General features: G+C 69.1%; 17 protein-coding genes and 2 pseudogenes. 13 read left to right on the top strand and 6 right to left on the bottom strand.

Going from position 1 to position 20379, the window contains the following annotated elements:
- Nucleotides 1-100: 100 nt before the first annotated feature.
- From lpdA to OHB00_RS40940, 3 genes and pseudogenes are all read right to left on the bottom strand, one after another.
- Nucleotides 101-1513, bottom strand: coding sequence for a dihydrolipoyl dehydrogenase (lpdA, locus tag OHB00_RS40950; RefSeq protein ID WP_406442695.1), 1413 nt, complete (start codon nt 1511-1513; stop codon nt 101-103).
- Between the two features lie 213 nt (nt 1514-1726).
- Nucleotides 1727-2845, bottom strand: coding sequence for a saccharopine dehydrogenase NADP-binding domain-containing protein (locus OHB00_RS40945; RefSeq protein WP_406442693.1), 1119 nt, complete (start codon nt 2843-2845; stop codon nt 1727-1729).
- A 148-nt stretch (nt 2846-2993) separates the two neighbouring features.
- Nucleotides 2994-3798, bottom strand: a pseudogene (locus OHB00_RS40940) (LLM class flavin-dependent oxidoreductase); the annotation flags it as partial.
- A gap of 177 nt (nt 3799-3975) precedes the next feature.
- On the opposite strand from OHB00_RS40940, the gene OHB00_RS40935 reads away from it, so the two are divergent.
- The gene (locus tag OHB00_RS40935; RefSeq protein WP_406442691.1) at nt 3976-4872 is read left to right on the top strand and encodes a short-chain dehydrogenase/reductase; all 897 of its coding nucleotides are present in this window, start codon (nt 3976-3978) and stop codon (nt 4870-4872) included.
- A 32-nt stretch (nt 4873-4904) separates the two neighbouring features.
- Here OHB00_RS40935 and OHB00_RS40930 read toward each other — a convergent pair whose 3' ends face one another.
- Nucleotides 4905-5588 (bottom strand): TetR/AcrR family transcriptional regulator, encoded by a 684-nt coding sequence (locus OHB00_RS40930; protein WP_406442689.1) that lies wholly within the window; start codon nt 5586-5588, stop codon nt 4905-4907.
- A gap of 266 nt (nt 5589-5854) precedes the next feature.
- Between OHB00_RS40930 and OHB00_RS40925 the strand changes: the two genes are divergently transcribed.
- The 4 genes from OHB00_RS40925 to OHB00_RS40910 all read left to right on the top strand — a co-directional run bounded on the left by OHB00_RS40925 (nt 5855) and on the right by OHB00_RS40910 (nt 9600).
- Nucleotides 5855-6823, top strand: coding sequence for an enoyl-CoA hydratase/isomerase family protein (locus tag OHB00_RS40925; RefSeq protein WP_406442687.1), 969 nt, complete (start codon nt 5855-5857; stop codon nt 6821-6823).
- A 7-nt stretch (nt 6824-6830) separates the two neighbouring features.
- Nucleotides 6831-7754 (top strand): alpha/beta hydrolase, encoded by a 924-nt coding sequence (locus OHB00_RS40920; protein WP_406442685.1) that lies wholly within the window; start codon nt 6831-6833, stop codon nt 7752-7754.
- Between the two features lie 48 nt (nt 7755-7802).
- Nucleotides 7803-9278 (top strand): class I adenylate-forming enzyme family protein, encoded by a 1476-nt coding sequence (locus OHB00_RS40915; protein ID WP_406442683.1) that lies wholly within the window; start codon nt 7803-7805, stop codon nt 9276-9278.
- Nucleotides 9279-9423: 145 nt separating this feature from the next.
- Complete coding sequence (locus OHB00_RS40910; protein ID WP_390982484.1) at nt 9424-9600, top strand: hypothetical protein; 177 nt, start codon at nt 9424-9426, stop codon at nt 9598-9600.
- Nucleotides 9601-9722: 122 nt separating this feature from the next.
- On the opposite strand, the gene OHB00_RS40905 is transcribed toward OHB00_RS40910, so the two are convergent.
- Nucleotides 9723-10115, bottom strand: coding sequence for a transposase (locus OHB00_RS40905; protein WP_406442681.1), 393 nt, complete (start codon nt 10113-10115; stop codon nt 9723-9725).
- A 69-nt stretch (nt 10116-10184) separates the two neighbouring features.
- Between OHB00_RS40905 and OHB00_RS40900 the strand changes: the two genes are divergently transcribed.
- The 4 genes from OHB00_RS40900 to OHB00_RS40885 all read left to right on the top strand — a co-directional run bounded on the left by OHB00_RS40900 (nt 10185) and on the right by OHB00_RS40885 (nt 14518).
- The gene (locus tag OHB00_RS40900) at nt 10185-11408 is read left to right on the top strand and encodes an RNA-guided endonuclease InsQ/TnpB family protein (RefSeq protein WP_406442679.1); all 1224 of its coding nucleotides are present in this window, start codon (nt 10185-10187) and stop codon (nt 11406-11408) included.
- 312 nt (nt 11409-11720) lie between these two features.
- Nucleotides 11721-12155 carry a zinc-binding dehydrogenase gene (locus OHB00_RS40895; protein WP_406446197.1) on the top strand — a complete coding sequence of 145 codons (435 nt, stop codon included), beginning with the start codon at nt 11721-11723 and terminating at the stop codon, nt 12153-12155.
- Between the two features lie 80 nt (nt 12156-12235).
- Nucleotides 12236-12934: an SDR family oxidoreductase gene (locus OHB00_RS40890; RefSeq protein WP_406442678.1), complete on the top strand. Its 699-nt coding sequence runs from the start codon at nt 12236-12238 to the stop codon at nt 12932-12934.
- Between the two features lie 135 nt (nt 12935-13069).
- Complete coding sequence (locus OHB00_RS40885; protein ID WP_406442676.1) at nt 13070-14518, top strand: DHA2 family efflux MFS transporter permease subunit; 1449 nt, start codon at nt 13070-13072, stop codon at nt 14516-14518.
- 190 nt (nt 14519-14708) lie between these two features.
- On the opposite strand, the gene OHB00_RS40880 is transcribed toward OHB00_RS40885, so the two are convergent.
- Complete coding sequence (locus tag OHB00_RS40880) at nt 14709-15581, bottom strand: alpha/beta fold hydrolase (protein WP_406442674.1); 873 nt, start codon at nt 15579-15581, stop codon at nt 14709-14711.
- A gap of 65 nt (nt 15582-15646) precedes the next feature.
- On the opposite strand from OHB00_RS40880, the gene OHB00_RS40875 reads away from it, so the two are divergent.
- From OHB00_RS40875 to OHB00_RS40860, 4 genes and pseudogenes are all read left to right on the top strand, one after another.
- Nucleotides 15647-16252 carry a CGNR zinc finger domain-containing protein gene (locus OHB00_RS40875; RefSeq protein WP_406442672.1) on the top strand — a complete coding sequence of 202 codons (606 nt, stop codon included), beginning with the start codon at nt 15647-15649 and terminating at the stop codon, nt 16250-16252.
- Between the two features lie 315 nt (nt 16253-16567).
- A pseudogene (locus OHB00_RS40870) lies at nt 16568-17137 on the top strand (TetR/AcrR family transcriptional regulator); the annotation flags it as partial.
- Nucleotides 17138-17794: 657 nt separating this feature from the next.
- The gene (locus tag OHB00_RS40865; RefSeq protein WP_406442670.1) at nt 17795-18664 is read left to right on the top strand and encodes an alpha/beta fold hydrolase; all 870 of its coding nucleotides are present in this window, start codon (nt 17795-17797) and stop codon (nt 18662-18664) included.
- 230 nt (nt 18665-18894) lie between these two features.
- Nucleotides 18895-20364, top strand: a complete 1470-nt coding sequence (locus OHB00_RS40860; protein WP_406442669.1) for an amidase — start codon at nt 18895-18897, stop codon at nt 20362-20364.
- The last annotated feature ends 15 nt before the right edge of the window (nt 20365-20379 follow it).

Raw genomic sequence — 20379 nt, 5'->3', positions numbered from 1 at the left:
TCGGATCTCCCCAACAGGGGATCAGGGCCCGTGGCCACTCGAGGTCCCGAAACCGATCCGAGCACCCACGGGCCCTGTTGCCGCTGCGCCGAGCGCCCTGCTACATGTTGATCATGTGGCCTGCGAGGCCGTGGACGGCTTCCTTGACTGCCTCGCCCAGGGTGGGGTGGGCGTGGACGTTGCGGGCGACCTCGTGGACCGTGAGGTCCCACTGCTGGGCCAGGGTCAGCTCGGGGAGGAGTTCGGTGACGTCGGGGCCGATGAGATGGGCTCCGAGGAGCTCGCCGTACCTGGCGTCGCTGATCAGCTTCACGAAGCCGGTCGCGTCGCCCAGGCCGTGGGCCTTGGCGTTCGCGGTGAACGGGAACTTGGCGACCTGGACGTCGAAGCCCTTCTCCCTCGCCTGCGCCTCGGTGTAGCCGAAGCTGGCGATCTGCGGCTGGCAGAAGGTGGACCGCGGGATCATCACGTAGTCCAGCTCCATGGTCTCCGCGTCCGCGATCGTCTCGGCGGCGACCACGCCCATGGCCTCGGCGGCGTGCGCGAGCATCAGCTTCGCGGTGACGTCGCCGATGGCGTAGATGTGCGGGACCGACGTGCGGCAGCGGCCGTCGACGTCGATCGCGCCGCGCTCGGTGACGCGCACGCCGGTCTTCTCCAGGCCGTAACCGGTGACGTTCGGCGCGAAGCCGATCGCCTGCAGGACCTTGTCGGCCTCCAGGACCTGCTGGGCTCCGTCCTTGCCGGTGACGGTGACACGGACCTGCGGGCCGGACTCGTCGATCGACTCGACGCGCGTCGAGGTGAGCACGTCGATGCCCAGCTTGCGGTACTGCTTGGCCAGTTCGGCGGAGACCTCGGCGTCCTCCAGCGGGGCGATCCGGTCCAGGAACTCGACGATGGTGACCTTGACGCCGTAGTTGTGCAGCACGTAGGCGAACTCGACGCCGATGGCCCCGGCGCCCGCGATGACGATCGACTGCGGCAGGTCCTCGGCGAGGATCTGTTCCTCGAACGTGACTACGCGTGACGTACGGCGGGTGCCGGGCAGCAGCTTGGGGCTCGCCCCGGCGGCGATGATGCAGTGCTCGAAGCCGATGGTGCGGGTGTTGCCGTCGTAGTCGGCCACCTGGAGTGTGTGCGGGTCGAGGAAGGTGCCGCGGCCGCTGATTTCCGTGATCTTGTTCTTCTTCATCAGGTAGTGGACGCCCTTGACCCGGCCGTCTGCGACCTTCCGGCTGCGGCGGAACGCCTCCCCGTAGTCGAAGGAGACCTCACCGTCGACCTTGATGCCGAAGGTCTTCGCCTCGCGCGTGAAGATGTGTGCGAGCTCGGCGTTGCGCAGCAGGGCCTTGGTGGGGATGCAGCCGACGTTCAGGCAGACGCCGCCCCAGTACTTCTCCTCGACGACCGCGACCCGCTTGCCCAACTGGGCGGCCCGGATGGCGGCTACGTATCCGCCGGGGCCCGCGCCGAGTACGACGACGTCGAAGTGCTCACCCTGCTCGTCCATGGACGGCTTCCTTTCCACTGGGGCGGGCCACCCCCGCGAAGGGCGGACTCACTCCCGATCGAACGATCTGTTCACCAACACGCCGGCAAAGGCATCCGCCACCGCCCGCCACAGGGAACCCGTGGAGGCGACCGTATGGTCCACCATCCAGGCAGCGGCTTCCCGGACGTCGGCTTCAACGCAGCGGGGCGGTGATCCATGCCCGCTCAGCCGTCATCGACGGCGGGCCGACGCCCCGTCGACTTCGTGCACTCCGGCCTCGGCGGCACCAAGCCTCAGGGTGTCGAGGCCGAAGGCGTCGAGCGGGCCGTGCGCACCGGGCTTGAGGACGGCATCCGGCTGGGCCGCGTGGACGGCGACCCATGCCAGGAGGGATCCCGTCACCTCGTACGGATCGGGTCCGGTGAGGGCCGTCGCGGCCAGGGGCCGACCGTGGCCGTCGCGGGCGACTGCGATCACCAGGGAACGGCCATCGGGGTCCGGCTCGCGCTGCGAGCCCGGGAGCCGCTCGGACCACCGCGCCAGAGCGGCCCGCACCTTCGCCGAGCGCAGCAGGGGTGCCTGGAGTGTGGCGGCGATCTGCACCGGGCGCGTCCACCGTCCGAGCCACCCCAGGCCCACCTCGACGCTCCCCAACTGGGGGAAGACCTCCGGCAGTCCGAGATGTTCCGTGCCCGGGACGGTCAACACCGTACGTTTCACACCGCCGTAGTGGAAGGTACGCACACGCTTGGCCGCGCGCTCGTCGACCACGCGGGCGGAAGCCCAGGGCCGCGGTCTGCGGTAGGCGAACCCGTCCTCGGCCGCCGCACCGACCAGCGTCTGCCGCGTACCCCCCGTGGTCAGGGTGCAGGCGTCGCGCAGGGTGCTCCGGTAGAGCAGCTCGTCCCCATGTCCCGAACGGGTGATGAAGTACCCGATCTCCACGTGGCGCGCCCGCTCGCCCACCCTCGTCAGGGCAAGCGCGCCGGCGAGGTTGCCGGGCACGTAGTCGTAGCCGAACGCGGGCACGAGGGTAGCTCCCCGGACGGCCGCGACGGCATCCAGCTCGAGGAGGACGCGGCGGGCGAAGGGCCCCTCCCCCGTGGAGTCGAAGTAGTGTGCGCCCGCCCGCGCAGCAGCCGCGACGACGGCCATACCCAGCCGCATGAACGGCCCGACCGTGGAGACGACCACATCGCTGGGCTCCAAGAGACGCGTCAGGTCGGTCGCCGAGGTGACGTCGGCCTCGGCCACCGGCAGCTCCGCCTCGTAGCGGTCGGCCACGGTCAGCATTCTGTCCGCCGCGACGGACCGGGAGTCCGCCCTGGCCAGGACGTTCCGTGCGATCATCCTGCTGATGTCGGGCCTGGCGGCCGACACCATCAGCGCCCGCGGTTGACCCGGACCAAGGCCTGATGGGCTGCGTCGGCGCATGGCGACCCGCTTCGGTCGCCATGGCTTGTCGCTATCGTGCCGCCCCGGCCGCCATGGCCTGTCGTTACAGTGCCACCTCGTCCTCGATGTCGCGGACCAGGTCGACGGCCCGGCCCAGGGTCGCGAGTCGGGCGTCGAGGGTCTCGCCGGCGGGGTAGAAGCGAACAGTGTCGACCCGGCGTCGCGCCACACGCGAAGCCGCTCGCGCACCATGCCCTCGGTTCCGATCAGCGTGGTCGCCAACACCATCTCGTCGGGGACCAGGCCGGCCGCGCCGTCCCGTTCCCCGGCCTGCCAGCGTGCCCGGACGTCGGCCGCCACCTCGGCCCATCCCTGGCGGCTGTAGGCGTTGTTGTAGAAGTTCGTGGTCGCGGAGCCCATGCCGCCGAGGCTGAAGGCCAGCTCCTTCTTGCGTCCGGCCACCATCGCGCGCAGCGCGTTTTCGTCGTCCGCGAAGGCGACCTCGGCACCCTGGCAGATGTCGAGATCGGCACGCGTACGACCGGCGGTGGCCAGGCCCCGGTCCAGGTGGTCGAAGTACGCCTCCTTGGCGCCCTCGGGTACGAAGCTGGTGCCCAGCCAGCCGTCGGCGATCCACCGGTCAGGTGCAGCATCTTCGGCGAGAGGGTCGCCAGGTAGACGGGGATGTCGTGCTCCCCGCGCATCGACAGAGGCATGGGCTTGCCCTCCCCGCCCGGCAGGGGGATCTGGAACTCCCGCCCGGGGTAAGCGACTTTCTCCCCCGAGGCGGCCTGCCGCACGATCTCGACGGTCTCGCGCATCCGTGACAGCGGCCGGGCGAAGGGCACGCCGTGCAGCCCTTCGATCACCTGCGGTCGCGAGGGGCCGAGCCCGAGGAGGAAGCGCCCCACCAGTCCCCGAGCAGGTCCATGGTCCGCGCGATCGAACATGGCCACTGCGCAAAGGATGTCCGTCTCATGGCAGCCAGCATAGGTTCGTCCAGTGGTGAGACCCAGCAGGTGAACCGAGCGGTGGCCGGTGCGCAGTCTCTTGTGTTCCATCAATAACGAAGTTATGTTGCCGCCATGAAACGTGACCTGCTGGGCAAGAAGCTGGTTGTCACCGGAGCGGCACGCGGTATCGGCGAGAAGGTGGCCCGCCTGGCCGCCGCCCGAGGGGCCCGGGTGACCGTGATAGGCCTCGAAGCCGATCGGTTGCGCGCCCTCGCCGACGAGCTGGGCCCCACCGCTGTCTGGCGTGAGGCCGATGTGCGCGACGGGGCCGCTCTACGGTCGGCGATCGACGAGGCCGCTGACGTCATGGGCGGCATCGACCTCGTCGTCGCCAACGCCGGCGTCGTGGCGTACGGGACGGTGCGGCAGACGGACGAGACGTCGTTCGAGCGGGTCCTGGACATCAACCTGAACGGCGTGTTCCGCACCCTCAAGTACGCGACGCCCCATCTCGAGCGCAGCCGAGGCCACGTGCTGGTCGTGGCGTCCGCGCTGTCGTTCATGCCGCTCGCCGCGATGGCCTCCTACGGCGCGAGCAAGGCCGCAGCCGAGCTGCTCGCCCTGACCTACCGCCAGGAGGTGGCGCATCTCGGGGTCACGGTCGGCCTGGTGCACCCCTCCTGGATCGACACGGACCTCGTCCGGGGCGCCGAGGCGGATCTCCCCTCCTTCCAGGGGCTGCGCGGGCGGCTGCCCTATCCGGGCAACGTCACCACGAGCGCCGACCGGGCGGCCGCCGCGATCGTCGACGGGCTCGTGCGCCGACGCAGCCGCGTGTACGTGCCGCGCGCGGTCCTCGTGGCCAACTGGGCGAAGGGAGCGCTGAATTCGCCCTTGGCCTGGCCCTGGGCAAGGCGTTTCGCGGCCCGTGCGGTTCCCTCCCTCGAACGGGAGGTCGCGGCGTTGGGGAGGCACGACCAGCTCACGCCCGGCACCGACACCCCTGCTGCCGAGAGCAGGTCGTCGTAGCCGTGCAGGGATGTACCCGACCACCCAGCCTCTCAGGCGCCTCGGGTGATCGAGTCGTACAGGCGCGCGCCGGCCTCGTGGGAGGCCTCGGCACGTTCCCGGCTGTCACCCAGCCCGACGGAGAAGTTCACGCCCATCGGCCGGAGCACCTTCGTCACGGCGTCCTCGAACTCGACGAAATGCTCGGCCAGTTCGAGGGTGATGTACCCATGCACGAAACTCCACAACTGGGCGGCGACGACTTCGGGTTCCTGCCGCTCGACCCTGCCGGAGCGCACGAGCCGGTCGCACGCGGCAGTGACATGAGCGTGGGCTTCACGAAAGGCCGGGGAATGCCCGCTCAGGCGAAGGTCCGCATCCGAAAGAGGCCGGTACGTCGCCCGAGTGGACAGGCCGAACATCAAGTCGTAGAGGTGAGGGTTCTCGTGGGCCAGCCGACGACAGGTCAAGGCCATGGCGAAGAGATCCGCGATCGGGTCCTCCGTCACCGGTACGTGGGCGAACGCTCTGCCGAGTTCCTTGAACCCGTGATCGGCGACAGCACTCATGAGCTCGGGAATGCCACCGAAGTGGCTGTAGACCACCATCGTCGACAGTCCGCTGGCGGAAGCCACCGTGCGCGCCTTCAAAGCCGACGGCCCCTGCTCGGCCAGCAGACCGATGGCCGCCTGCACAAGCCGTTCCGGTGCGTCATCAAGCCTCGCCCGCCCTGCCATGTCTCGCACGCCTCCATCGTTGACACATCTCAAATAACTTGGTTATGTAAATCTTCGCGGCAATAGTACACATCGCGCGTGACATGCCGCCCCGGATCCACGGGTCCATGCCGGACACGACATCACGCGCTGTTCCAGTCTCCTGCCGCCTGTGCAGACCCAGCCCCCGTCGGGGCAGGCACGCCCACATCGCTGCACCCGCATCCGCGGCTGTCCTCCACGCACTCGCACTTTCATCCCATGGACTGAACACGGGAGAAGAAGCCATGCCATACAAAGACAAAGGACATCTGGAGATCGAGGAGCGCGGAGCCGTCCTCGTCGTACGGGTGGACGGCGGTCCACACCAGGTGTTCGGCCTCGACATCGCCAACCAGCTGGCCAAACTGGTAACCCGGGCCGACCGCGATCCGCGCATCCGCGCCGTCGTCTTCACCGGAGCGCACCCGGAACGGTTCGTCAGCCATGCCGCGGTCCGGTGGCTCCAGGAAGAGGGCGCCGCGAGCCCCACGGTCGGCCGACGCGCTGCCGCCGCCGTCGTACGCGCGGCCAAGCATGTGGACCGGTCCCGTCTCCTCGGGCCCGTGCTGCGCAGGACCCCGATGCGGGGAGCCCTCCAACTGGAGCGCCTGCACACGACCTTCCTCCGGATGAACGCCAGCGGTGTCCTCTTCGTCGCCGCCCTCAACGGTTCGGCTCTCGGCCTCGGCGCTGAGTTCGCCTGGGCGTGCGATCTGCGGGTCATGGCCGACGGGGACTTCTTCATCGGCCAGCCTGAAATCCTCCTCGGCATCATCCCGGGTGGCGGCGGCACCCAGCGGCTGACCCGCCTGATCGGCACCCACCGGTCCCTGGCCGCGATCCTCGAAGGCAAGCCGTTCACGCCCGCGGAGGCTCTCGCCAACGGGGCGGTCGACCAGGTCGTTCCGCAGCACAAGGTGCTCGCGCAGGCGGTCGAACTCGCTGAGCGCTTCGGCAAGCGGTCGAAGGGTTCGGTGGCGGCCGCCAAGAGGTCGGTGTACTTCGGCGGCTCGATGCCGCTGGAGGACGGCCTGCATGTCGAACGCGCCGAGTTCTTCACCAGAGTCATGTCGGAGGAAGGGCAGGAACTGATGCTCGACTACATGGAGGCGACGGACGCCACCGGCGAGCTCCCGCTCTACCGGCCGGACACCTACGCGCAGGCGCTCGCCTCGGGCAGCGTGCCCGGGCGCCGCTCGGCGAACGGACGGTGAGCCGACGATGACCACCGCGCACTCCTTCACCCGTCACGACATCACCTTCCCCTCCGGCGACAGCTCCTGCGCCGGGTGGCTCTACCTCCCCACAGGCGTCGTATCGCCGCCCGTCGTCGTCCTGGGGCACGGCCTGGGCGCAACCCGCGAAATGCGCCTGGACGCGTTCGCCGAGCGTTTCGCGCAGGCCGGCATCGCCGCAGTGGCGTTCACCTACCGGCATTTCGGCGACAGCGGCGGCCACCCGCGCCAGCTCCTGTCGATCAGGCGGCAGCTCGCCGACTGGGACGCCGCCCTCGCCTACGTCAAGGCCCGCCCCGACATCGACCGCTCCCGCGTCGCGGTCTGGGGCAGCTCCTTCGGCGGCGGCCACGCCATCACCGTCGCCTCACGCCACCCCGAACTGCGCGCGGCCGTGGCCCAGTGCCCGTTCACCGACGGTCTCGCCTCCGCGCTCGCGCTGGGCCCGCTCGGCTCACTCAGGGTGACCCCCGTACTCGCCCAGGATCTGGCAGCCAGAGTACGCGGCAAGGCACCCGCGATGGTTCCCATCGCCGCCGCCCCCGGCTCGCCGGCCCTCATGAACGCCCCGGACGCCCTCCCCGGATACCTGGCACTGCAGCCGCCCGGGACGACGTTCCGCAACGAGGTGGCGGCACGGGTGATCCCGACCATCGCCGCCTACCGGCCCGGGCGTGCGGCGAGGAAGGTCACCATGCCGATCCTCTTCTGCGTCAGCAACACCGACTCCGTCACGCCCCCCGCCCAGACCCTTAGGTACGCGGACACCGCACCCCGGGGAGAGACCAAGAGGTACGACGCCGGCCACTTCGACTTCTACACCGGCGAGACCTTCGAGGAACTGGTACGCGACCAGATCGAGTTCCTCACCCGCCAGCTCCACCCGGCGCCCGTCGCACCGACTCCCTGACCTGCCCGCCGAACGGACCGCATCACACCGAGACAGGTACGCCTCGCCATGAATGTCGCTTCTCTGCCCGACCGCCGCGCCGAGCTCGACCCCCACGGAGCCGCGGTCTCCGACCGACACCAGTCCCTCACCAACACGCAGCTGCTCAGCCGGGTCCGAACGGCAGCGCGTCAGCTCCAGGACCTCGGAATCGGTCCCGGGGACGTCGTCGCCCTCAAGCTGACGAATCGCGTCGAGTTCGTCGTACTGCTGTTCGCCGCCTGGCGGCTCGGCGCCACCATCACACCGGTCAACCCGAGCATGACCGACGTCGAAGTGGTGCGACAGCTCCAGGACTCCGGTGCGTGCCTGCTGGTGGTCGAGGACGGCGCGGCCGTAGCGGCGCACGGTGTTGCCGTACTCGCCGTCGGCGGACTGCACGAAGGAACGGTGGAGCCGGATCAAGCACCGCTTCTGGACCCGGCCACGCTGGCCCTGCTCATCTACACCAGCGGTACGACCGGGGTACCCAAAGGCGTGATGCTCGACCACGCCAACATCGACGCCATGGTGGAGATGGGGCGCCGGGCGCTGGAGTTGGGGCCGGCGGACCGCTGTCTGCTGATCCTGCCGCTCTTCCACGTCAACGGCATCGTGGTCAGCGTCCTGACGCCGCTGCTCGCCGGAGCCAGTGTCGTCATCGCGGGCCGCCGCTTCGATCCCCGCAGCTTCTTCGACCTCGTCGAGCAGGAGCGCCCCACCTTCTTCAGTGCCGTGCCCACGATCTACAGCATGCTCGCGGCGCTCCCGGACGACGTTCAACCCGACACATCGTCCCTGCGGTTCGCGGTCTGCGGCGCCGCACCCGCCTCCGCCGAGCTGCTGGCCCGCTTCGAGGCACGGTACGGATTTCCACTGGTCGAGGGATACGGCCTGTCCGAGGGAACCTGCGGCTCCACCATCAACCCCGTCGGCGGCCCTCGACGCGCCGGAACCGTGGGGCTTCCCTTCCCCGGCCAGGAGATCCGGATCATCGACGCCGACGGCAGCGAGGTGGCGCCGGGCACGGACGGTGAAGTCGTCGTGAGGGGCCCCAACGTCATGCGTGGCTATCTCGGCCGTCCGGACGAAACCGCCAGAGTCGTAGTCGACGGCTGGTTGCACACAGGCGATGTGGGCCACCTCGACGCCGAGGGCTATCTGACCCTGGTCGGGCGCTCGAAAGACATGATCATCCGCGGTGGGGAGAACATCTACCCCAAGGAGATCGAGGACGTGCTGACAGGCGACCCGTCGGTGCTCGAGGCCGCGGTGATCGGCGTACCCGACGAAAAGTGGGGAGAGGTGGTCGTCGCCTACGTCCAGCCGTCACCGGGCGCAAGCGTCGATCCGACGGCACTGAACGCACTTTGTGCACGCGGCCTCACCGGCTACAAGCGCCCGACCGCGTTCTTCGTGGTGGAAGTCCTCCCGAAGAACGCGGTCGGCAAGATCGACAAAGCCTCGTTGCGTGCCGATCACGCCGCCCTCCCTGCCCGGTCCTGATCAACCCAGATGACTTTGTGGGCTGCCTCGGCTGACGGCGCGCAGCCCGCCAGTCCGGGGCGAGTCCAGTTCCCGAGGCGACCCACAGCATCGGAAGTCCGCGCACGCCCAACTCGCGCGGACACGATGGGATGCTCGGCCCGGCGTGACCGATCAGCTGTTCCGCCGCCCGGATGACCTTCTCCTCGCGGGGTTGTGGCGCGTAACCCGGCGCGGCACGACATGGCACCTCTCCGCCACCGGCACGCAGATCTCCCAGATCGCGACCATGCTCGGCTACCGGAATTCAATCGCAGTGCATCGGCCTTCGGGCCGGTGGTGAAGCGATTCTGATGGTCGCGACGGGGAGCGTCGCGGATTCGTATCCGGCCGAGCCGGACACCGCAGTTCTTTGCCTGCGGCGCGGAGCACCGGGGGCCTGGTCCCCGCGGAGCTGGGCGGTGCTCACCCGGGCCGGTTGTGCCGTTCGATGTACTGCCGGAGCACGGAGAACGGGGCGCCGCCGACGGTTTGGCGAAGGAGGTCCCGGACCAGAGCTTGTTGGCGCGCCAGGAGTGGCGCACCGGGTCGGGGATCTCTCCCCCAGCCTCCGGCCGGAAGGTCCCCCCAGGCGGCGGGAGGAGACACCCGTTGAGGGAGTTGACCAGCTTGGGTCACGGCGGCCTTGGGCGGGAAGTTCACCAGCAGGTGGACGGGGTTGTCCGCACCGTTGAACTCCACCAGGTCGCACTCGAAGTCCGGGCACACCGGCCGCATCATCTCCTCCATCCGCCTCAAGTAGACACCGGTCAACACCTTGTGCCGAACTTTGGTAACGAAGACCCAGTGCACATGCATCACGACAGTGCCGATTAGTTCTGATCTTCTGCATCTCAACCCATAACCCACGTAGGTGGGGTGACGGTCATGCAGCTCGGGTACGGCTTCCGCCTGTACCCGGGCACCGGCCAGCAGACCGCGTTGGCGAAAGCGTTCGGGTGCGCCCGCGTCGTGTTCAACGACGCGGTCCGCGCCCGTGAAGACGCCCGCAAGGCCGGGCAGCCGTTCCCCAAGGCCGCACAGCTGTCCACCCGCCTGATCACCGAGGCCAAGCGGACAGCCCAGCGGTCCTGGCTGGGCGAGGTCTCCGCGGTCGTCCTGCAGCAGTCCCTGCGGGACGCCGAGACCGAGTACCGCAACTTCTTCGCCTCCCTCAAGGGCAACCGCGAGGGCCCCCGGACCGGCCCGCCCCGCTTCACATCCCGCAAGGACGCCCGGCACTCGATCCGGTTCACCGCCAACGCCCGCTGGAACATCACCGACAGCGGCCGCCTGAACCTGCCGAAGATCGGCGCGGTGAAGGTGAAGTGGTCCCGCACGCTGCCCGCCACCCCCTCCTCCGTCACCGTCATCAAGGACGCGGCCGGCCGGTACTTCGCCTCCTTCGTCATCACCACCGACCCCATCGCCGACCAGGCGCGGATGCCAGAGACCGACCGCACCATCGGCCTCGATCTGGGTCTCACTCACTTCGCGGTCCTGTCCGACGGCACGAAGATCGACTCCCCGCGCTTTCTACGGCGCGCGGAGAAGAAGCTGAAGAAGGCCCAGCGGGAGCTGTCCCGCAAACAGAAGGGAAGCAAGAACCGGGCCAAGGCCCGCCTCAAGGTCGCCCGCGCCCACGCCCAGGTGGCCGACGCGCGCCGCGAGTTCCACCACCAGCTCTCCACGAAGCTGATCTCCGAAAACCAAGGGATCGCTGTGGAAGACCTGCCGGTGAAGGCGCTGGCCCGCACGAGGCTGGCCAAGTCCGTGCACGACGCCGGATGGTCATCGTTCCTCGGCATGCTGCAATACGAGGCAGAACGGTACGGCCGCACCCTGGTCACGATCGGCCGCTTCACACCGACCTCCCAGACCTGCTCCACCTGCGGCGTCAAGGACGGACCCAAACCCCTGAACGTGAGGGAATGGACCTGCAGTGCCTGCGGCACCGTCCACGACCGGGACCACAATGCCGCGATCAACGTCAAACAGGCCGCCGGACTGGCGGTATCAGCCTGCGGAGCACCGGTAAGACCGGGAGCAATCCCGGCACAGCGCGAAGAAACAGGAAGCCACGGAATCCCGACCGAACCCCGTGCCGGATAGCGGCACAGCAACGATCGAGAAGGCCAGAATCCTCGCGCTTCAGCCCGAGGAGCAAGTCAATGCGTTCCGAACTTCGCCATCTCCGTGACCGATCCGATGACAGATCAGATGACAGATCCGCTTGCAGCTCGCTGTCCGTAGCGTCGGGCGTGGCCAGCGCACTCGCGTGCGCACCGCGGGAGGCGGCATGGCGACCGCGATCATCGAAACCGGAAGCAAGGACAGGACGTTGGCGGAGCTGGTGGGTGCGGGGGTCAAAAGCACCGCTCTTCAGCATCACATGTCTCCGCGACCGGTCCAGGGCCTCGTACGATCGCCATCCAGCTGGCGAAGCATCTCGGTGCGAGCGTGGCCACGACCGCGAGCGCGACCAAGACCGACCTGGAGAAGAACCTCGGCGCGGACGTCGTCATCGACTACCGGAAGCAGGCATTCGAGACGGCTCTGCACGACTACGACGTCGTCATCGACACGGTTGGGGGCGAAACCCTCGACGAGTCCCTGTGGGTACTGAAGCCGGACGGGACCGTCATCAGCACCACCGGGCCACCCGACCCCACCCTCGCCCGCTCACCGCCGGACACAAGCGCGCCGTACGCGCCTGGGTGCGCGACCCGGCCGCCGCGGCCGGTGCCCCGGACCCCGACGCGCTCGCCCGAAACCCCCTGGTGTCGCACGCAACCCGACCTCGACGGCAGCACAGAAGAAGCGGTTGCGATCACCGACTCACTCAGCTTAATATTATGATCGTAATTCAATGGTTCGACCCTCTCGGCCACGCCATTGGCGCTCTGATCTTCACCCTCTTGCTTCACCAGGAACTCTCCATGGACCTCTCCACCAGCACCGCCCTTGTCACCGGAGCCAACCGGGGCTTCGGCCGCGCACTCGCCGCAGAACTGCTCGCCCGCGGCGCCACCGTCTACGCCGGCGCCCGCAACCCCGACCACGTCGACCTGCCCGGCGCCAAACCGATCGCACTCGACATCACCGACCCCGCCTCCATCGCGGCCGCCGCGAAGGCCACCGGCGACGTGACCATCCTGGTCAACAACGCGGGGTCCTCCACCGGCGCCGACCTGCTCACCGCCGACCTGGACGACATCCGCCTCGAGATGGACACCCACTACCTCGGCACCCTCTCCGTCGTCCGCGCCTTCGCACCCCAGATCGCGGCGGGCGGCGGCGGATCGATCCTGAACATCCTGTCCGGCCTTTCCTGGGTCAGCTTCCCGGACCTCGGCGCCTACTGCGCCGCCAAGTCCGCGGAGTGGTCGCTCACCAACGCCCTGCGCCTGCAACTCGCCGACCAGCACATCCGCGTGGCCGGCCTGCACGTCGGCTACATGGACACCGACATGGTCCGGACCATCGACGCAGCCAAGTCCGACCCCGCCGACATCGCCCGGATCGCCGTCGACGGCATCGCCGCCGGCACCTACGAGATCCTCGCGGACAACGCCGCCCGCCAGACACAGGCCGCCCTGGCCGGAGGCGTCCCCGCGCTCTACCCGCAACTCCCCTGAGAAGCGACCGCCCAGGAACCCGCACCGAGCCGACTCGATACCGATGCCCGCCGTCGCACTCCATGCCGTCACCCGCCGGCGTCCACGTCCATTGATCCGTCACCAAGTATCTGCTGAGGGAATGTAAGGAACGCCATGAAACAGCAAGGCAAGCAGCGGGTTCGGGGCGGCAGCGCCGTCTGGGCCGTGGCCATCACCAGCATGGCCGGATTCATCACCGCGCTCGACAACCTGATCGTCACCACCGCCCTCCCCTCCATCCGCAAGGACCTCGGCGGCGGCCTCGAAGACCTCGAATGGACGGTGAGCGCCTACACCCTCACGTTCGCGGTGTTGCTCATGTTCGGTGCTTCCCTCGGCGACCGCTTCGGCCGCCGGAGGCTGTTCGCCATCGGGCTCGCGATCTTCACCACGGCCTCGGCCGCCGCAGCCCTCGCACCGGGGATGGGTGAACTGATCGCCGCGCGTGCGGCGCAGGGCGTGGGGGCCGCGATCGTGACACCGTTGACGCTCACCCTGCTGTCGGCCGCCGTCCCCGCCGCACGGCGCGGCGCGGCCCTGGGTGTCTGGGGCGCGGCCAGCGGCATCGCCGTCGCCACCGGACCGCTCATCGGCGGCACACTCACCGAGCATCTGTCCTGGCAGTGGATCTTCTGGGTGAACGTCCCGATCGGCCTGGCACTGATCCCGCTCGCCCTGCTGCGGCTGGACGAGAGCCACGGCCCGAACCCGACTCTCGACCTCGTCGGCACGGCCCTTGCCAGCGCCGGTCTGTTCGGCATCGTCTACGCCCTGGTGCGCGGAAACACCGACGGCTGGACCAGCACCCCGGTGCTGGGCGGCTTCATCGCGGGTGCGGCTCTGCTCGTCGGCTTCGTCCTGTACGAACTGCGCGCCGAGCACCCGATGCTGCCGATGCGCCTCTTCCGCCACCGCTCCTTCAGCGCCGTCAACGCCGCCAGCCTGCTGATGTTCCTGGGCATGTTCGGGTCGATCTTCCTGCTCAGCCAGTACCTGCAGACCGTCGGCGGCTACTCGCCGATGGAAGCCGGCGTACGGATGCTGCCCTGGACCGCCATGCCCATGGTCGCCGGACCGCTGGCCGGGGCACTGTCCGACCGCATCGGCGGCGCACCCGTCGTCACCGTGGGCATGGCCCTGAACGCCGTCGGTCTCGGGCTCTGGGCCATCACCGTCGAGCCGCACGTCGCCTACACCCACCTGCTGCCCGCCCTGATCGTCTGCGGCATCGGCATGGGCATGTTCTTCGCACCCAGCGCCAACCTCGTCATGAGCACCGTCCGCCCGGAGGAGCAGGGCATCGCCTCCGGCGCCAACAACGCGATCCGCGAGGTCGGCGGCGCCATCGGCGTGGCGTCGCTGGCCGCGGTCTTCTCCGCCCAGGGCGGCTACGGATCCGCCTCACAGTTCGTGGACGGACTGATCCCGGCCCTCTGGGTCGGAGCCGGTGCCGTCGCCCTGGCAGCGGCTGTGGCGTTGCTGATGCGCCGTCAGCGCAAGGCCGACAGCTCGGCTGCCGGCCTTGCTGCAAGGAGTGCTCCGGCCGACGCGGTCGCGACCTGAAGCCCGGACCGAGGGGCGGCCCAGCCGGTTACGGCGGGGCCGCCCCTCAACTGCCCTGCCCTGCCCTGCCCTGCCCTACAGGTGCGTTCGTCGTGCGGGGTCATCACACCCTGGTCGAGGCCCTCGGACAGCGCGCCTTTCGGGTCGGCGCTCGATCGGCTGAGGGGCAGTGTTTCCCTCACCGTGGGGGTCACCGGTTCGTCTTGCCGGCCAGGAAAGGCCACAGATGTGCCAACAGTGCCTTCGGTTGCTCCTCCGGGATGAAGTGGCCGCACTCCGCGATCTCGGCACCGGTGACGTCGTCCGCATAGTCCCGCCAGATCTCCAGCGTCGGCAAGCGCGCAGGCAGCCCCTCGGAACCCCACAGGGCCAGCAGTGGCATGGTGAGGCGGCGGCCTTCGGCGGCGTCGATGTCGTCGAGCGCGGTGTCTTCCTCCATGGCGCGGTAGTCGTCCAGGCTCGCGCGCAGGGCCCCCGGGCGGGAGAACGCGCGGACGTAGCCGTCGACCGCATCGACTGTGAGTCCGTGGCGGTTGTAGGTCCACCGTTCGAAGAAGTACTCGAGATACCCGCGGATGTCGCGCCCCACGAGGCGTTCGGGCAGATCGGGCTGCATGTGGAACAGCCAGTGCCAGTACCCGGAGGCGAGCGAGGCGTCCAGGCGGCGGAACATCTCCCGGGTGGGAACGATGTCGAGCACGGCCAGCCGCTCCACCTGGTCCGGACGGTCCAGCGCCCAGCGGTGCCCCACGCGAGCGCCGCGGTCGTGGCCCACGACCAGGGCCCGCTCGAAGCCGAGAGCCTCGACGAGGCCGGCCATGTCGGCGGCCATACGCCGCTTGCCGTAACCCGTGGTGGGCTTGTCGCTCAGGCCGTATCCGCGCAGGTCCGGCGCCACAACCGTGTGCTCGGCGGCGAGATCCGCCAACACCGGCCGCCAGCAGTCGGAGGTCTGCGGCCAGCCATGGAGCAGGACAAGCAGAGGTCCAGCCCCGGCTTGGACGTAATGCAGGCGGACCCCGTCCACCTGCGTCACTCCGGTCGTCACCGTCGGCTGTCCCATGGAGCGCGCCTTCCCGATCCGAGCTAACCCTCTTAGACGGTTAGGCTAGCGGGCAGAATGGAGGCGTGGCAACAGACGACGTGTGGATCTGGGACGGTGGACGGGTCTGCCTGGACTTCGCCAACACCCTCCGGAGCCGGTGGAGGACCACTCCCGAGGAGACACTCCGGGGACCGGACGACCTGATGGGCTGGCTCCGGCAGGCCCGTCTGCTCGCACCGGGGACCACCGACGCCGCCACTGCAGCCATTCTCCTGTCCGCCCGACGGCTGCGCGAGAGCGTCGACCGGGCCGTACTGGCGGTCGCCGCCGGCCGACTGCCCGCATCCGGCGACGTGACGCTGCTCAACCGATCGGCAGCGGCGGCCCCCAGACCCGCCCTGCAACTCGTCATCACCGAGGACCGCCTGGAGCCTGCCGGCACCGCACCCCTCGCGGCCGACCCCACACTCGCGCTGGCGCTCATCGCCCAGGACGCCGTCGACCTGCTTCTGTCCGCCGAGATCCGGCGCGTACGCGTCTGCGGGGCGGACCGCTGCGCGCTGCGCTTCCTGGACCGCTCCCCGGCCCGCAACCGCCGCTGGTGCTCCATGTCCCGCTGCGGAAACCGCACCAAGGTCCGCCTCCACCAGGCGCGTACACGGCAGAGCGGCCGGATCACGGAAAGCTGACGGAGGAGTCCTCAGTTCATTCGGGCGACCTCATACGAATGGCCGGGCCGGGGACGCTCTCGGTGTCCTTGGCCTACACCGGGTGGCCTCGTTCGCAGCGGATCCGGACGTCGACGTGCGCACCGCAGTCGCGGTGTCGCGCCACCACCGCCGGCCTTGCGGCGCGGCTTCGGATGCTGGTGGCGCGAACGCGCCGGGGAATGCGGGCGGAGTCCATGTCACACCCCGGCACCATTGAATTACGTTCGACATGACATAGAGTGAACAGAGCAGCCGGAGGGCGAGCGGCCCTTCTGGGGAGCGAAGGAGCATGGGGTGCGATACGAGAAAGAGCACAAACCGGTGACCCGGCAGCGCATCATCGAGACGGCCGGACGCCGGCTCAAGCGGGACGGCATCGACGGCTCGAGCGTCGCGACGCTCATGAAGGACGCGGGGCTGACCAACGGCGCCTTCTACACCCACTTCACTTCAAAGGACGAGCTCGTCGCCACTGCCGTCGCCGACCAACTGCACGCACAGAACGCGAACATCGTCGCGCACGCGGCACCCGGCCGCGACGGACTCGAACAGATCGTGCGGTGGTACATGTCCGCTCGGCACCGCAACAGCCCTGACGACGGCTGCCCGTCCGCTGCCCTGCTCGACGAGATAGGGCGCTGCGCAGACCCCATCAAACAGGCCTACACAGACGGTGTACTTGCGGTCATCGACGGCATCGCCGCCCGCCTGGCGCCCGGCCATCCGCGCTCGGCCCGCACCAGGGCGCTGAGCGCCTACGCCATGATGGCCGGGACACTGCAGCTCTCCCGGGCCCTCGCCGACCGGCAACTTGCCGATGAACTCCTCGAACAGGGCATCCACAACGCCCTCGATCTGCTGGGCGCAGGCAATGGGCCCCACGAGGAGGACCTCGAACTGCCGCACCCACCCTCGCGGCAGCAGTCGCTCCCCCGCAAGCACGATCATCCGCGCCCGATGGCACCCGCCGCCACCGACCGGCACGTTGCCTGACCCCACGGCTCGTCACCCTTCACGGCAGGAGTCGAGCGTCTTCACGGGGAGCCGCGAGCGCCGCTCGATCGGTCACCCACGTCGCTGACGGGCGCCGCATCCGCAACGGGACATGACACACGGGAGAAAGGTTCCCCTTGCGGGCCGCCGACCAGCCCCTTAGAATTATGAATGTAATTCAAATGGCGGAAGACTGGCGCCAGTCACGCCGGCGTCCATGACGCGAGGTAAGGCCACTCCGAAGAGCGCTGCCCGCGAGGTGAGCGACAAGCACCGCACCAACGCGCCTGGCCACGGGGCTGCTGCCCCCTGTCGGCAGCCCTGCCGAGACAGAGCACTTTTCAGCGTCGGGAAGCCTGAAACGAACAGCACACGCGATCCACGTGCCGACATCGGAAACAACCATGAGGGCCTTCACCCGGATCCAGGCCGCGAGCAACGTCGCCAACTCCTCCTGTTGATGACGTGAGGGACCCCTTTCATCCGGTGACGAGACCGGCCTGACACTCCTACCAGAAGGACCCGGACATGAGCGCATCGCGAAACTCCTCACCCCCCTCACGAACGTCGTACAAGTTCGCGGCGACGCGCTCCTTGCCCGTGGACGGGGTGGACTTCGTCCATCGGCAGCTCGGCCCCGAGGACGGCGTGCCGCTGATCCTCCTGATTCACATGGCCGGAAACCTGGACAACTGGGATCCGCGCGTCGTCGACGGACTCGCCGCCCGACGCCGGGTGATCACCTTCGGAAACCGCGGGGTGGGCGGGTCGGGCGGCTCCACGCCGGACACGATCGAAAAGATGGCCGACGACGGGGTGCGGTTCATCCGTGCCCTCGGCTTCGACCAGGTCGATCTGCTCGGCCTGTCGATGGGCGGCTTCATCGCACAGGTCATCGCGGCGGAGGAACCGCGCCTTGTCCGCAAGGTCGTCCTCGCGGGCACCGGCCCCGCCGGAGGGCCCGGCATCGACAAGGTCCCGGCGCTGGCCATCCAGGCCACGGTCAAGGGCGCCCTGACCCGCCAGGACCCGCTGCTCTCCCTCTTCTTCACCGACACCGCCGGCGGCCGGCAGGCCGGGCGCGCCCTGGTGGAACGGCTGAAGGAGCGCACGGACGATCGCGACAGGAACGTCTCGCCGCCGTCGCTGCGCGCCCAGCTGAAAGCCGTCAGACGATGGGGCCGCCAGGCACCGTCGGACCTTTCGGCCATCCGCCAACCGGTCCTCGTGGCCAACGGTGAGAACGACCGGATGGTGCCCAGCCAGAACACGATCGACCTGGCCGCCCGTCTGCCCAACAGCGAACTTGTCCCTCTCTACCGTGACTCCGGCCACGGGGGGATCTTCCAGCACCACGAGGACTTCGTCGCGAGGGCGCTCGGCTTCCTCGGGTCCTGAGCTTGATCGGATGCCGTTGGAGCGGGCCTCACCTTCGCCGGCCGCGTCTCACGTGCACCGGGATTCGCTCCTCAACCCGTCATGCACGCTCGGCGCACCTTCCCGTCATGCTCCGGGCGCAATCGAAACAGCAGGCCGAGTGATGTCCCGCCACGGCACCGCACGAGGGGCACCAGCCCCTCTCGGCTTCCGGGCCCGCCACATCAGCACCTACAGAAACGAGGCTCTCCGTGCGTGACCTCCCGTTCCAGTCAGCCGTGGACCAGTTGAGTGCGCTGGCCTCGGGCGAGGTATCGAGTGGGGAACTGCTCGAGGTCTACCTGAGCCGCATCGACGCCCACAACCAGACGCTCAACGCGATCGTCACCCTCGATGTCGAACGGGCGCGGAGCGCGGCCAGGAAGGCCGACGCGAGACGCGCGAGCGGGGCGGAACTCGGCCCGCTGCACGGTCTGCCGATCACACTGAAGGACAGCTACGAGACCGCTGGTCTGCGGACCGTCTGCGGCCGGCCCGACCTCAGGGACTACGTGCCCGAACAGGACGCCGAGGCGGTGCGACGGCTGCGTGCCGCGGGTGCGGTGATCATCGGCAAGACCAACATGCCCGCGGGGAACCAGGACGTCCAGGCGGACAACCCGGTCTTCGGACCAACGCTCAACCCGTGGAACACCGCACGCACGTCCGGAGGCTCCGCGGGGGGCGGCGCCGTGGCTACCGCCGCAGGGCTGACCGCTTTCGACTTCGGCTCGGAGATCGGCGGATCCACCCGGATCCCGGCACACTTCAACGGCCTCTACGGGCACAAGGCGACCTGGCGGTCCATCCCGCTCATCGGCCACGTGCCGGGCGGACCCGGAGTCGGGCGGTGGGGGGAGATCGACCTCGCCTGTGCGGGCGCCCAGGTGCGTGAGGCGCGTGACCTTGTCCCCGTCCTCCACGCCACGGTAGGACCGCCCGAGCGTGACGGCGGATTCAGCTACACCCTCGCAGCACCCAGGGCGAGCGCACTGGGCGGCTTCCGGGTCGCGGTGTGGCCCGAGGACCCCTCGTGCCCCGTCGATCACGACGTCGCCACAGCGATGGACGACGCCCTGAACGCCCTCAAGGCGGCCGGCGCGAAGGTCGAGTTGCGGCCGCCCGGCCTCCCCGGTGACATGGCGAGCAGCCATGACATCTTCCTGCGCCTGCTCTTCGGCGCGTTCACCTACGACCGATCCGGGCTGACAGCCGCCTCCAACACGGCGCTCCTCGCGCGTCTGGTCCAGCATCCTCGTGGAGAGGCGCTGTACGCCCTGCGAGGGACCTTCCAGTCCCATTACAGCTGGCTCCAGGCGGACGTGGCACGCCATGAGCTGCGCCAGCGGTGGACCGAGTTCTTCCGGGACTTCGATGTCCTCCTCATGCCGGTCACACCGACCACGGCACCCCCTCATCACAACAAACCGATCGACCGATTCGGACGCCGGATCCAGGTCGACGAGCGGCCTCGCCCCTACTGGGACCAGGTCATGTGGAGCGCCATCGCCAACGTGGCCGGCTCTCCCGCGACGACCATCCCCGTGCGAACCGGCCGAGACGGTCTGCCGGTCGGGCTCCAGGCGATGGGTCCGAGCGGCGGCGACCTCACCACCATCAAGTTCGCCGAGCTCCTCGGCCGAGAACTCAAGGGCTACCAGCCCCCTCCGGCCTTCCTGTGACGATCCGCCGACCCG

It is taken from the genome of Streptomyces sp. NBC_00631 (assembly GCF_045206895.1).
Taxonomy (GTDB): domain Bacteria; phylum Actinomycetota; class Actinomycetes; order Streptomycetales; family Streptomycetaceae; genus Streptomyces.
This window is presented reverse-complemented; position numbering and strand designations above follow the sequence as displayed.

Coding starts and splice junctions, on each gene's coding strand:
- OHB00_RS40890 (WP_406442678.1), top strand. CDS start 12,236: ATGGACCTCTCCACCAGCACCGCCCTTGTCACCGGAGCCAACCGGGGC.
- OHB00_RS40930 (WP_406442689.1), bottom strand. CDS start 5,588: ATGGCAGGGCGGGCGAGGCTTGATGACGCACCGGAACGGCTTGTGCAG.
- OHB00_RS40880 (WP_406442674.1), bottom strand. CDS start 15,581: ATGGGACAGCCGACGGTGACGACCGGAGTGACGCAGGTGGACGGGGTC.
- OHB00_RS40885 (WP_406442676.1), top strand. CDS start 13,070: ATGAAACAGCAAGGCAAGCAGCGGGTTCGGGGCGGCAGCGCCGTCTGG.
- lpdA (WP_406442695.1), bottom strand. CDS start 1,513: ATGGACGAGCAGGGTGAGCACTTCGACGTCGTCGTACTCGGCGCGGGC.
- OHB00_RS40920 (WP_406442685.1), top strand. CDS start 6,831: ATGACCACCGCGCACTCCTTCACCCGTCACGACATCACCTTCCCCTCC.
- OHB00_RS40945 (WP_406442693.1), bottom strand. CDS start 2,845: ATGATCGCACGGAACGTCCTGGCCAGGGCGGACTCCCGGTCCGTCGCG.
- OHB00_RS40915 (WP_406442683.1), top strand. CDS start 7,803: ATGAATGTCGCTTCTCTGCCCGACCGCCGCGCCGAGCTCGACCCCCAC.
- OHB00_RS40935 (WP_406442691.1), top strand. CDS start 3,976: ATGAAACGTGACCTGCTGGGCAAGAAGCTGGTTGTCACCGGAGCGGCA.
- OHB00_RS40905 (WP_406442681.1), bottom strand. CDS start 10,115: ATGCATGTGCACTGGGTCTTCGTTACCAAAGTTCGGCACAAGGTGTTG.
- OHB00_RS40925 (WP_406442687.1), top strand. CDS start 5,855: ATGCCATACAAAGACAAAGGACATCTGGAGATCGAGGAGCGCGGAGCC.
- OHB00_RS40900 (WP_406442679.1), top strand. CDS start 10,185: ATGCAGCTCGGGTACGGCTTCCGCCTGTACCCGGGCACCGGCCAGCAG.
- OHB00_RS40865 (WP_406442670.1), top strand. CDS start 17,795: ATGAGCGCATCGCGAAACTCCTCACCCCCCTCACGAACGTCGTACAAG.